The sequence below is a fragment of the Sphingobium sp. B11D3A genome (assembly GCF_025961695.1).
Classification (GTDB): Bacteria; Pseudomonadota; Alphaproteobacteria; order Sphingomonadales; family Sphingomonadaceae; genus Sphingobium.
The window spans coordinates 1,775,263-1,787,728 of record NZ_JAOQOE010000001.1; the positions used below are offsets into that span (position 1 = coordinate 1,775,263).

The 12,466-nt window shown below is 65.9% G+C and carries 11 protein-coding genes; 5 read left to right on the forward strand and 6 right to left on the reverse strand.

Annotated elements, in window-relative coordinates; genetic code table 11:
* Positions 1-42 precede the first annotated feature (42 nt).
* Positions 43-1,101 carry a retroviral-like aspartic protease family protein gene (locus M2332_RS08525; protein ID WP_264573723.1) on the forward strand — a complete coding sequence of 353 codons (1,059 nt, stop codon included), beginning with the start codon at positions 43-45 and terminating at the stop codon, positions 1,099-1,101.
* Here the strand turns inward: M2332_RS08525 and M2332_RS08530 are convergent.
* Positions 1,057-1,905: a rhodanese-related sulfurtransferase gene (locus tag M2332_RS08530; RefSeq protein ID WP_264573724.1), complete on the reverse strand. Its 849-nt coding sequence runs from the start codon at positions 1,903-1,905 to the stop codon at positions 1,057-1,059. The genes M2332_RS08525 and M2332_RS08530 overlap by 45 nt on opposite strands.
* A 118-nt stretch (positions 1,906-2,023) precedes the next feature.
* Between M2332_RS08530 and pdeM the strand changes: the two genes are divergently transcribed.
* Positions 2,024-2,749, forward strand: coding sequence for a ligase-associated DNA damage response endonuclease PdeM (gene pdeM / locus M2332_RS08535; RefSeq protein WP_413715948.1), 726 nt, complete (start codon positions 2,024-2,026; stop codon positions 2,747-2,749).
* 138 nt (positions 2,750-2,887) lie between these two features.
* Positions 2,888-5,764 (forward strand): TonB-dependent receptor, encoded by a 2,877-nt coding sequence (locus M2332_RS08540; RefSeq protein ID WP_264573725.1) that lies wholly within the window; start codon positions 2,888-2,890, stop codon positions 5,762-5,764.
* Between the two features lie 80 nt (positions 5,765-5,844).
* Here M2332_RS08540 and M2332_RS08545 read toward each other — a convergent pair whose 3' ends face one another.
* The 3 genes from M2332_RS08545 to M2332_RS08555 are packed head-to-tail and all read right to left on the reverse strand — an operon-like array spanning position 5,845 to position 7,608.
* Positions 5,845-6,558, reverse strand: coding sequence for a M48 family metallopeptidase (locus tag M2332_RS08545; protein ID WP_264573726.1), 714 nt, complete (start codon positions 6,556-6,558; stop codon positions 5,845-5,847).
* Complete coding sequence (locus M2332_RS08550) at positions 6,539-6,964, reverse strand: YcgN family cysteine cluster protein (protein ID WP_264571920.1); 426 nt, start codon at positions 6,962-6,964, stop codon at positions 6,539-6,541. The genes M2332_RS08545 and M2332_RS08550 overlap by 20 nt, the downstream gene beginning before the upstream one ends.
* On the reverse strand, positions 6,961-7,608 hold the full coding sequence (locus M2332_RS08555) for an SCO family protein (protein ID WP_413715949.1): 648 nt from the start codon (positions 7,606-7,608) through the stop codon (positions 6,961-6,963). The genes M2332_RS08550 and M2332_RS08555 overlap by 4 nt, the downstream gene beginning before the upstream one ends.
* Positions 7,609-7,719: 111 nt before the next feature.
* Between M2332_RS08555 and M2332_RS08560 the strand changes: the two genes are divergently transcribed.
* Positions 7,720-8,322 carry an ankyrin repeat domain-containing protein gene (locus M2332_RS08560; protein ID WP_264571918.1) on the forward strand — a complete coding sequence of 201 codons (603 nt, stop codon included), beginning with the start codon at positions 7,720-7,722 and terminating at the stop codon, positions 8,320-8,322.
* Positions 8,323-8,636: 314 nt separating this feature from the next.
* Positions 8,637-9,311, forward strand: coding sequence for a tyrosine-type recombinase/integrase (locus tag M2332_RS08565; protein WP_264573728.1), 675 nt, complete (start codon positions 8,637-8,639; stop codon positions 9,309-9,311).
* A 93-nt stretch (positions 9,312-9,404) separates the two neighbouring features.
* Here the strand turns inward: M2332_RS08565 and M2332_RS08570 are convergent, their stop codons facing one another.
* Together M2332_RS08570 and M2332_RS08575 are read right to left on the reverse strand one after the other, a co-directional pair.
* Positions 9,405-9,965: a helix-turn-helix domain-containing protein gene (locus M2332_RS08570; RefSeq protein WP_264571916.1), complete on the reverse strand. Its 561-nt coding sequence runs from the start codon at positions 9,963-9,965 to the stop codon at positions 9,405-9,407.
* Between the two features lie 67 nt (positions 9,966-10,032).
* The gene (locus M2332_RS08575; RefSeq protein WP_264573729.1) at positions 10,033-12,462 is read right to left on the reverse strand and encodes a tetratricopeptide repeat protein; all 2,430 of its coding nucleotides are present in this window, start codon (positions 12,460-12,462) and stop codon (positions 10,033-10,035) included.
* Positions 12,463-12,466: the final 4 nt, after the last annotated feature.

Below are 12,466 nucleotides of genomic sequence, written 5' to 3' on the forward strand. Positions count from 1 at the left end.
CCGCAAATCGTGATAAGCTGCGCGTCTTGGGAGACCTTGGGGATGGTTTTCGGCTCGACGCTTCGGCTGACCCTGGCAAAGGCTGTGATCACGGCCGCTGCGGCGTTGACCGGGCCGTTCGGCATCGCCAGCCAGATCCCGAGCGCAAACGAGCATTTCGTCATCGCGCCGCGTGGTCCTGAGATACCGGTCGATCCCAGCACCTTCGACCTCAACGAGCCGGTCATGCCTATCGGCGGCGATCCGGGACTGCGCATGACCATGCCGGTGCGGATCGGCGAGCGTGGCCCTTATCCGTTCATGATCGACACCGGCTCCCAGCGCACCATCATCGCCACGGAGTTGGCCACGCGGCTGATGCTGCCGCCGCTCCAGCCGGTCGAGATCATCAGCATGGCCGGGCGCGTCACGGTCTCATCCGTTCAATTGAGCGATCTGCGCTTTGGCGATCATGCGGTCAGTTCGCTCGCTGCGCTCACTATCGCTCGCGCGGACATGGGCAGCCTGGGGATCATCGGACTGGATAGCCTCGCGGACAAACGCCTGATCCTGGATTTCAACCAGCGCCGTATGGAAGTCAGCCGCAGCCGCCGCTCATCCGCCGTGCGTGACGAGAAGGACGCCATCGTGGTGCGCGCGCGCAGCCGCTATGGCCAGTTGATCCTGATGAACTCGCGGGTGGATGGGCGTAAGGTAGACGTGATCCTCGACACCGGCGCCGAGCAGAGCGTGGGCAACATGGCGCTGTTCCGCAGCCTCAAGGCCAAGCGGCTGGTGGTGCCGCCAACGCCGACCGTGCTGACCAGCGTCACCGGCGTCGACGTGCCGGCCCAGTTCGCCGTCGTCCGCCAACTCACCATCGGCGACGCGACGCTCGACAATGTGCCGATGCTGTTCCTGGATGCCGCGCCCTTTACCGAGCTTGGCCTGGGCGAGCGGCCAGCCATGCTGCTCGGCATGGGGATGCTGCGCCTGTTCGACCGGATCGCGATCGATTTCGGCCAGCGGCATGTCGATTTCCACCTCGCCGGCGGCGATGCCCGGCAACGTGGCAGGCTAGATTTCGCCGATACCGGTGCAGCGGACGCAAGCGGGCGCTGAGCCTCCCTCATCCGCGCCTCCGGCAAGCGGTTGCCCGCAGGCCGGGCACAGCGCGGCCGGGACGACCCGCTCGCCATGGGTGATCCCGACGCGCTCATCGAACAGGAAGCAGGCGCCGTCCCACAGGCTCGCGGCCTCCTCGACTTCCGCGAGATAGGCAAGGATGCCACCCTTGAGGTGATAGACCTCCTCAAAGCCCTGCGCGCGGGCATAAGCCGTCGACTTCTCGCAGCGTATGCCGCCGGTGCAATACATGGCGATCCGGGGCTTGCGGCCTTCCGCGCGCCATTGCGCCGCCTGCGCATCGAACCAGTCCGGGAAGTCGCCGAAGCTGGCCGTCATGGGATCGACCGCGCCGGCGAACCGCCCCAGCGCCACCTCATAATCATTGCGGGTGTCGATGAGGATCGTGTCCGGATCGCTGATCAGAGCGTTCCACTGCGCCGGCGGCACATGCGTGCCCGCGCCCTGCGCCGCATCGACACCGGGCCGGCCCATGGTCACGATCTCGCGCTTCACCTTCACTTTCCAGCGCGCGAACGGATGCCGCTCCGTGCTGTGCAGCCGCGGCGCCAAGGGCGCGAAGCCCGGCTCGGCGCGCAGGCGCGCGAACAGGCGCTCCACCGCATCGGCCGATCCCGCGATAGTGCCGTTCATGCCCTCCTGCGCGAGAATGATGGAGCCGGAGAGGTCCAGTGTGGCGCCCAGCGCGCGCAGTTCGGTCGCCAGTGCCTCCGGGTCGGGCAAGGGCGCGAAGCGGTAGAAGGCGGCGACGGTCAGCAGGGATGCGGGTTCGTGCGACATGGGCGCGCGCCTACACCAGCCGAGCGGGGAGAGCCAGAGCCTGCGGGCCATCGCAAAAGTTCCACTTTTGTTCAACTGCCCGATTGCGCCCTGCCCGCTGCGACGGCATAGCAGGGCCATGAGGTCGTCCCCACTCATCGATCATCCCATGCCGCGGGCGGCAGGCTGTGGCCCGGCCTTCAGCTTTGCCGGCCAAAGCTGGCAGGCTTTGCCGCAGGGCGCCCTGTTCTGGCAGGAGCGGGCCGCGCTGATCGTCGCCGATCTTCATTTCGAGAAGGCCAGTGCCTTCGCCCGGCGCGGCCAGATGCTGCCGCCTTATGACAGCCGCGCCACGCTGGACGCGCTGGCGGGCGTGATTGCCCTCACCCAGCCACGCGAGATCTGGTGTCTGGGGGACAGCTTCCACGATGGCGGCGCGCATGAGCGGATGAGCGGCGAGACGCGCGCGCGGATCGCGCAGCTGACGGCCACCTATCGCTGGACCTGGATCACCGGCAATCACGATCCCCTCGGCGCCTCGGGCGTTGATTCGCCCCTGGGGGGTGAAAATCGGGCAGAAGCGCTCATCGATGGCGTCATATTGCGCCATGAAGCCATGCCCGGAGAGGTGCGACCGGAAATTTCCGGACATTTTCATCCCAAGTTGCGGATGAGCCTGCGCGGGCGACATATCTCGCGGCGCTGCTTCGTGAAGGGCGGCAGCAAGATCATCGTACCCGCCTTCGGGGCGTTCACCGGCGGCCTTGACGCAGCGTCACCGGCAATCGCCTCTCTTGTCGGCCGGAACAGCGAAGCGCTTATCGCGCTGGAGGATCGGCTGCTGCGTTTCGCTCTTTGGCGATAAGCGGCCTGCGCCGACTGTAACCCTTATGCAACAAACCGTTGAATCCCGGAAATGAGGGAGTTGCGCCCCATGGCTATTGGCATATGCTCTCGAATAACCGGCACAAATGCCGGACCGGACAAACGTGCAGGAGAGCGAATGATGCCCAAGCCATCCCTCATTGCGTCTGCCAGTGTTGCCGCACTGCTATGCGCCCTTGCCACCCCCGCCTTTGCTCAGGACGCCAGCGATGCGACCGCGCAGAGCGGCGATGAGAGCAATATGGGCGAAATCATCGTCACCGCTACGCGGCGCGCCAGCCCGCTCTCGGATGTGCCGATCGCCGTCTCGGCGGTGACCGCCCAATCGCTGCAGAACAGCGGCGCGAACGATATTCGCCAGCTCAACCAGCTCGCCCCTTCGCTGCTCGTCTCCTCCACCGGATCGGAAGCCAATGGCGCCGCGCGCATCCGTGGTGTCGGCACGGTGGGCGACAATCCGGGTCTGGAAAGTTCCGTCGCGGTGTTCATCGACGGCGTCTATCGCTCCCGCACGGGCGCGGGCTTGACCGATCTCGGCGAGATCGAGCGCGTCGAAGTGCTGCGCGGCCCGCAAGGCACGCTGTTCGGGCGCAATGCCTCGGCCGGTCTGCTCAACATCGTCAGCAAGGCGCCGGAATTTCAGTGGGGCGGCAGCGCTGAAGCCAGCTTCGGCAATTATGAAGCTTGGCGGCTCGCCGGCCGGATCACCGGCCCGCTCAGTGAGACCATCGCCGCCAGCATCGACGGCGTCTATTCGCGGCGCGACGGGTTCCTCAATATCGTGGACGGCTCGGGCGCCAAGATCGGCGACACCAATGACCGCAACCGCTATTTCCTGCGCGGGCAATTGCTCTTGGAGCCCTCGGATGCGCTCTCCGTCCGCCTGATCGGCGACTATACCAACCGCGACGAAAGCTGCTGCGGCGCCGTCTATATCGACACCGGCGAGGAAGTGGGCAGCTCGCCTACCAATTACACGCAGAACGCCACCAACCGCATCGTCACGATCCTGAGCGCGCTCGGCACGCGCTTCCCCAATGGCCCCACGCCCTATGCCCAGAATCCCTATCAGCGGAACATCAGCATCACGCCGGGCCGGGACTATGTGAGCAAGCTGGAGGATTGGGGCCTCTCGGGCGAGATCAATTATGATTTCGGCAATGCCAAGCTGACCAGCATCACCGCCTATCGCGACTACAAGTCATCCGACTATGGCGATTATGATTATTCCACCGCCGACCTGCTCTATCGTGACCCAGGCACCTTCCGCCAGTTCCGCACCTTCACGCAGGAATTGCGCCTGCAGGGCTCGGCGCTGGGCGGCATGCTCGACTGGCTGGTGGGCGGCTATTACGCCAATGAGAAACTGACCCTGCGCGACAATATCCGCTTCGGCGCTGATTATGGCCGCTTCGCTGCCTGCCGCCTGATGGCCGGCACCGGCGCCGCCAGCAACCTCTCCCCCGCCCAGCTCAGCCTGTGCGCCGCGCCGATTGACGGCAACGCGCTCACGCCAGACGTGGGCAACCTGATCAGCGCAACGCAAGCCAGTCTGAATGCTGGCCTCTATGCCTCCATCTACGCCCGGGCGATCAGCCAGGGGGCCTCGCCGACGGTGGCCAATGCGACGGCAACAGCGCAGGCGGGCGCGATTTCGGGCGGCCTCGGTACCGGCCTTACCGCGCTGGCGACCATCCCCAACGGGGGCGGCGATACCGACAGCCGCTATTATCAGCGCAGCGAGAACTGGGCGCTGTTCACCCACAACATCATCCACCTGACCGATGCGCTCGATCTGACCCTGGGCGTTCGCTACACGCGCGAGACCAAGCGCTTCTCGGGCGATCTCAACAATAACAATGCGACCTGCGCCGCCTTGCAGGCCTCCGCCCTGCCCGGCATCGCGACCAATCCGGCGCTCGGCTCGGCCGCGCAGCTGGCCGGCGGCATCCTGACGCTCGGCTGCCTGGGCAATGCCAGCACCGGCCTCAACGCGCTCGACCTGCAGGACCGGCAAACCGAGGGCAAATTCTCCGGCACGGCTGTCCTGTCCTACAAGGTCGGCGGCGGCCTGATGGTCTATGGCGGCTATTCGCGGGGCTATAAGGCGGGCGGTTACAATCTGGACCGGTTCGAGTTGGGCAATACCGGGGTCGGCACCGGCATCGCGCCGATCACCTACTTCTCGCCGCGCAGCAATGCCGATGCGGCGAGCCTCGCCTTCGGCGCGGAGACGGTCGACGCTTACGAGATCGGCCTCAAATATGCGCGCCGCGAATGGGGCTTCAACCTCGCCGCCTTCCGGCAGGCGTTCAGCAACTTCCAGCTCAACACCTTCAACGGCACCAGCTTCGTCGTCCAGAACATCAATGGCTGCGATGGCGCCAAGGCCGCGAACGGCACCTGTGCCGAGACCAAGCCCGGCCTCATCAGCCAGGGCGTCGAAATCGAGGCCTATGTCCAGCCAGTCCGCTCGCTGCGGGCCACGGCAGGCGTGACCTATACTCGCGCCAAGTTCGCCGACCAGCTTGTCGGCAATGCGGATGGCTCGGTGCCGCTCGACCCTGCGCTGTTCCTGCTCGAAGGGCAGGATAACAGCAACGCGCCGCGCTGGGTGGCGACCAGCAGCATTGCCTGGACACCGGAGCTGGGCGGCGGCTTCAGCGGCCTCGTCTATGTCGATAACCGGATCACCGGCGACTATAACACCGGCTCGGACCTCTATCCGGAAAAGGCGCAGGACGGCTACATCGTCACCAATGCCCGCATCGGCCTGCGCGGCCCTGGGCAGGCCTGGGCCATCGAGCTGTGGGCGCAGAACCTGTTCGACAGCGACTATAGCCAGGTCGCCTTCAACAGCCCGCTGCAAAGCTCCAGCCCCAATCACCAGTCGCGCGCGCAACTGGGTCGGTTCGGCGCCATGTCGAACCAGCTCTTCTCGGCCTATCTCGCCGAGCCGCGCACTTATGGCATCACGGTGCGCAGCCGCTTCTGAGCGGGCATAGCCAGGACGACGGAAGGGCGCGGTGCGAGCCGCGCCCTTCGACGTTTTTCACAGATCAAGAACGCGGTCGCTCAGGCGGTATAGCGATGCAGGCTACGCCCTTCAGCGCGCAGCCAGGCGCGGGCCGCATCCGGACAGACCGGCGAAATCGCGCGCACCAGCGCATGGAATTCCGGGCCGTGGTGCATATGCTCGAGATGCGCCACCTCGTGCGCCACGGTGGCCAGCCGCACATGCGCCGGCGCCAGAATCAGCCGCCAACTGTAGCGGATGTTACCATCCACCGAGCAACTGCCCCAACGCGCGCGGGGATCGCCGATCGCCACCTGCCGCAACGGCAGGCCGTGCCGCGTGGCGAGTGCCTGCGTTTCGGTCGTTAGTGCCGTTCGCGCCTGCGCCTTGAGCCAGCGCAGCGCTCGTGCGCCGGCCAGATCGGCAGGTCCGCCCACCAGTAGCTCGCCCTGCTCGGCCAGCACATGCCGGGTACGCGCGCCGGTCGCGACGATGCGCAGCGGCGTCCCTTCGAAGGGCACAAGCGCGCCATCGGCCAGCGTCACGAGCCCGCCATTGCGACCCCGCTGCCCCTCGATCCACTCCCCTTGCGCCCGGACCCAGTCCAAGGCGCGCGGCAGGGAGGCACGCGGGGGAATAGTCAGCAGGGCCCGGTCACCCAGCTCATCGAACCGCAGCTTCATCCGCCGCGCCCGCCCATGGCGCATCACGACGACAGACAGCGCCGCCCCGTCCGCCAGCGTGAGCCTGTGCTCAGAGCGCGCGGTCGACAATGTGATTTTCCAGATCGCCCGCGATCGTCTCGGAGATCGTCCAGCCGCGAATGCTCTGGCCGGCACGATGCACCGCCTCGCGATCCCCGCAGATCAGATAATGCCAGTCCGGCAGGGGCTCGTCATGGGCACGCAGGCGATAGGCGCAGGTCTGCGGGAGCCATTCGATCTCCTGCAGATTGGCCCGGCTCAGCCGCAGGCAATCGGGCACGAACGCGCGGCGTTGGCGGTAATTGCTACACTGGGCGGTATCCCGATCCAGCAGTCGGCAGGCGACATTGGTCGGGTAGATGCGTCCGGTGTCGGCATCCTCCACCTTGTGCAAACAGCATTTGCCGCAACCGTCGCACAGCGCCTCCCACTGCGCGCGGTCAAGCGTTTCGAGAGGCTGCTCCCAGAAGCTCATCGGACATAGTGGACGAGGAAATCGCGCACGCCCTTAGCCACCGTTTCATCCGCCGAAGCCAGTTCCTCGACCGGCACGAGCGCGATGGGCTTGCCATCCGGCCCGAACAGGAAGGGCGTGCGGGTGTGGTTGACGAGATAATCCTGCTTGGCGGCCTGATCGCCCTCCTTGCTGGCGACCACCACGAAGTCCGTCTTCACCTTCTCGATCTGCTCGGGCGTGCCCGTGAGGCCGATGAGCCGGGGATGGAAATGCGCGACATAGCCTTTCACCACATCGACGGTGTCACGCTCGGGATCGACGGTGATGAAGATCGGCTGGATCTTGGCCGCAACCTCGGGATGGTCCTTCTCCAGCATCCGGTAGCCGAGCATGATCCGGTTGAGGTCCAGCGGGCACACATCCGGGCAGAAGGTGTAGCCGAAATAGACGAGGCGATATTTGCCCTGGAAATCCGCCCAGCGCACGCTCTTGCCATTCTGGTCGGTCAGCGTGAAATCGCCGCCGATCCGGGCGCCGACGAGATTGCCCTCGGCAGGAAGCGACTCACTGCCGCCGGCCTGGTTGCCGCCGCTCTGGCCCTGGCAGGCGGCCAGCGCCAAGCCGATGGAAAGCGCGAGGATTTTTTTGCAGGCTTTATTCATGACAGGGCCAGCCATGCCCTGCTATTGGAGCCAAGGCAACTGCTTGAGACGAACGCAAGGCGAAGGGGGTACAGGGTGAAGATCGATCGGCGCAGGGGAATGTTGGTCCGCATGGGCAGCCCACTGGCGCTCGCGCTGGCGCCGCTGATCGGCGCGGTGACGGCACAGCCCGCCATGGCGCAATTCTCCGACAGCTACCGCTTCCTCGAGGCGGTGCGCAAAGGCGATACCGCCAAGATTGCCGAAGTGCTCGAAACCCCCGGCGTCACCCCGATCAACACCAAGGATCGCACCAGCGGCGAGACCGCATTGCTGATCGTGGTCGGCCAGCGCAGCGTGATGATGACCAATTATCTGCTCTCCAAGGGCGCGCGCGCGGACCTGACCGACAATAACGGCCGCACGCCCCTGATGCTCGCCGTGGAACGCCGCTTCGTGGAAGGCGCGCAGCTGCTGCTCGCCCACAAGGCCGATCCCAACCAGACCAACAGCAGCGGCGAAACCCCGCTGATCCGCGCGGTGCAGATGCGCGACATGGAGATGGTGCGGCTGCTCGTCACCAACGGTGCCGACCCGTTGCGCCGCGATCGCCTCGCCGGCATGTCGGCGCTTGATTACGCAAAGGCCGGCGCGCCGATGAGCGGCCTGATCGATCTGCTCAACAGCGCGGAAAAGCCCAAGGTCAGCGGCGCCGTGCAAGGCCCGCGCCTCTAGGCCACCCCTGACGCTCACAAGCCAGACTGCCTGGCCCGGCCCGCATTGCAAGCGGGACCGGATCGACAGGCGGTGGGGATATTACGCCATATCGGATGCTTCACCGCACGGCTTGGGCCGCGCGACCCGGCCGGGCGCATCCCGTCCGCAGATCAAGTGCTATTGCATCCATTTCGGATCGGCGAGACCTTCCTCCCAAGTCCAAATTTGTTACTTGATGGTTAACGGAACGATAATTTGAGCAGCATCCGTCATGATCCAAATCATGACGAACTGTTCCAGATTAGAATGATCATCAACGGGGGACGAAATCGATGAACTGGTCTGTATTCGACGAATATGGCTGCCGAAAATATTTGAATCGATCCGAAATGAGCTGCTTCCTCGATAGTGCAAAGACTGCCCCGCCTTCCGTCCATGCCTTCTGCCGCTTGCTCGCCGAAACCGGATGCCGCATTTCGGAGGCGCTCTGCCTGACCCTTGGGCGGATCGACCCCGCCGCCTGTGTCGTCATCTTCGAAAGCCTCAAGAAGCGGAAGAGAGGCATTTTCCGCCGCGTGCCGATCTCGTCTGGGCTGGTGCGCCTGCTCACCGATATTGCCGGCAATGATCGCGCCGCCCCCCTCTGGCGCTGGTCCCGCACCACCGCCTGGCGCCACGTCCACGAGCATATGGACCGGACGCATATCAAAGGCCCGCAAGCCTGCCCGCGCGGCCTGCGCCATGGCTTTGCCGTCGCCGCGCTCGGGGCGGGCGCGCCGCTTAATCTCGTGCAGTCATGGCTCGGCCACGCCAATATCGAAACCACGAGCATCTATGCGGTAGCGGTCGGCCCCGAGGAGCGCGAGATCGTCGAGCGAATCTGGAGCCGCATCCGCGCCGGCGACCTGGCGCAGCGCCGCGTCCCATCCGCCAACCACCGCAATGCCGGATCGGCAGCAGCCCGGCGCAATGCCAGCCCTGCCGCAACCGAGCATTATTTCTTCTGAACACCACAATCTTAGCCCCTCCTCTTCAGAGGAGGGGTTGGGGTGGTGCGGCAACCGCCCCGCCATGCACCTTGCGCGCGATGCATCCCCCCCTCAGGACGGACTCTTGATCCGCCCCAGGCTCGTCTCCTCAAGGGCGAGGCGGGAGATGACGTCCTTGATCAGCGCCGCACAATCGGCCGGTACGCAATAGCCGCGCCGATAGAAGGAGACGATCGGGTCCGGCATATTCTTGTTGCGAAACGCCTTGCGGAGCTCGGACACGAACACCTTGATCGAGCTTTCCGCAAATCCCAGGCTCGCCCGCAGTTCGTGCGGCGCGTGGAACACATCGGGATTGGCCATCAGCCACATGAGCAGGCGCACGGCGCTGGGGCTGCGCAGGTTCATATGCGCCTGCAGCATCCGCAGGATTTGCGTGTCGCCCTGACGCGCGGAACGGCGGGCATCGCCTTCTACCGTCCGGCTGTCGATCAGGTCGCTCGCAGAAGCGTGCTCCATCTTCTCGATGGCTTCCGCCAGGGCCCGCGACCAGATCAGCCGCGCATAGGCCGATTCCATCGTTCCCAGCCGCCGCACCATCAGCGCGATTCCGGCGGCCGATCGCGGTACGGCCGCCCCCACGCTCTCGAAGTCACTATCGAATATGGTCATAACCCTGCCCCCAGCATGAAGCGCGAGGCCGCTCCATTCGTCTCCCCGGTTTCCAACTCTTCGCGGGTCATGCCCCCCCGGCCGCGAAGTCGGTCCACATACGGCGATAAGCGTCTTCCAACTCGCGCGTGTATCGATCGATGTCGCCGGCCGGCGATGCGGCGAAGCGCGTGCGCAGGCTGCGCTTTTCCTCCAGCAGCGCGGCGCGATCCGAGGCAAGGCGGACGGCGATCTCCACGAACGCCTCCTCGTCCTGCGCCACCCATTCGGGCCGGCCGATGGCGCTCATCAGCCCCGCGCCCATACGCTGCACGAAGCTCTCGCCGGCCAGCGTGATGACGGGCGTGCCCATCCACAGCGCCTGACAGCTGGTCGTGCCGCCATTATAGGGGAAGCAATCCAGCGCGATGTCGATGTCGGCATATTCCGCCATCATCTCATCGAGGCTCGATGGTCCCCGGAACTCCAGCCGGTCGGCGGCAACGCCGGCGTCCACGAACAGATCGCCGAAGCGGTTCACCGCCACCGAATCCAGGAAGCTCGGCCCCTTGAGCACCAGCCGCGATCCCGGTGTGGCGACGATCGCCTTGGCCCAGAGGCGGATGGTGTATGGCGTCAGCTTGGAGACGTTGTTGAACGACCCGAAGGTGAGCGGGCGCTCCAGATGCGTCTTGCCATAATCGGGGAATGGAAACTCCCGCTCGGGCGCGTAGCAGAACACGAAGCCCGGCACATGCTCGAGCCGCTCGGTGTAGAGATGGGCATGGTCGCTCGGTGAGGTCACCGGATCGCTGATCAGCCAGTCCATATTGGGAATGCCCGTGGTCGAGGGATAGCCCAGGAACATCGCCTGCACCGGCGCCGCCCGGCGGCCGAACAGCGGCGCGCGATTGCGCCCGGTGTGGCCAATGAGGTCGATCAGCACGTCGATGCCGTCATCCTCGATCATCTGCGCCAGGCGCGTGTTGCTGATGCTCGCCGCATCGCGCCAGCGATCGACATGGCCGCGCGCCCGGCGGGTCATGTCGTCGGTGAGCGGGCTCAGCGAATAGACCGTGATCTCGAAGGCGTCCCGGTCATGCCGCGCCAGCACCGGCCGCATGAACAGGCTGACCGGATGCTCGCCATGCATGTCGCCCGTCACATAGCCGACCCGCAGGCGGCGACTGCGCTTCCCGGCATCGGCAGCACCCGCCCCGGTCGAGCGATCATTGGCGAAGGACGCTACCTCCCTCGCACCCTCGGCCAGCGGCGCGAACAGCCTCTGATGGAAGTCGCGGGTCTCCTCCGCCGTCATCGTCTCGCTGTAGAGCGCCGCCATCGCCGCCGAGCCGCGGAAGGCGGACTCCGGCCCTTCCTCCTCGCCCAGCTCGGTATAGATATCGCGCGCGGTGTCGACATCGCCGCGCTTGCCGGCAATCGAGCCGCGCATCGCCCGCAGGTCAGGCGCGTCGTCGCCGGCAAGCTCATCGACGCGGTCAAAGCAGGCCTCGGCCTCCTCGGTGCGCATCCCCTCGATGAGCACCTTACCGAGGTTGAAGTGGCCCCTCCAGTTCTCGGGATCCTTCTCGATCCGCGCGCGCAGCACCGCATCGCACCTGTCGTACTGATTGTGCTTCATCAGCGTGCCGGCAAATCTGATCTCATCGTCTTCGTCGAGGTCCACCGCCTCCAGCTGAGCGAACAGCGGCTCAGCCTGCTCGGTCGCGCCCATCTGCATGAGCGCATCGGCCAGATCGATCCGCGCGGCGTGGAAATCGCTCGCTGCCGTCAGCGCGTGGCGGAAGCCCTTGACGGCGCGGTGCCACTCGCCCCGCTCTGCCCGGCCCAGCCCCATGCGGTGGTGGATGTCGGCATGATCGTCCGGCCCCGCGCAATCCAGCGCCTTGAGCCAGGCCAGCACCGCCTCATCCTCCCGCCCGACCTGTTCGAGCGCGCGCGCGACGCTCAGATGCGCGCCATAGCGCGAGGGCGCCGCCTCGGCGGCCCGACGATAGAAGTCGAGTGCTTCCTCCAACGTGCCATGATGGCGGCAGACATTGCCCGCCTCCAGCCACGCTGTGAAGTTGTTGGGGTCGCGACGCAGCACGTCGCTGAACAGCCGCCGCGCCTCCTCATATTCGCCCTGCCGCACGGCGCAGCGGGCGAGCTGGATGGTGGCGGGCACGACGGCCGGGCCATCCTCCCGCTCCAGCGCCAGCGCCTGCTCGAAGGCGGCCTGAGCCTTCTCCCATTTGCTCTTGTCGTAGAGCACATTGCCATAGTTGAACCAGACCGCCGCCGGTGCCTCCGGGCTCTCGATCGCCCGGCCATATTGCACCAGCGCCTCGTCATCACGGCCCAGCTTGCGCAGCACCTGGCCATGGTTGCCGAGCAACACCGGATCGTCCGGCTGCTCGGCAAGCAGGTCTTCATAAAGCTCGGCCGCCCTGGCCCAGTCGCCACGCGACTGGGCCTTGACCGCCTGCTCCGGATCGGGTCGCTGCCCCTGGAACATGGAC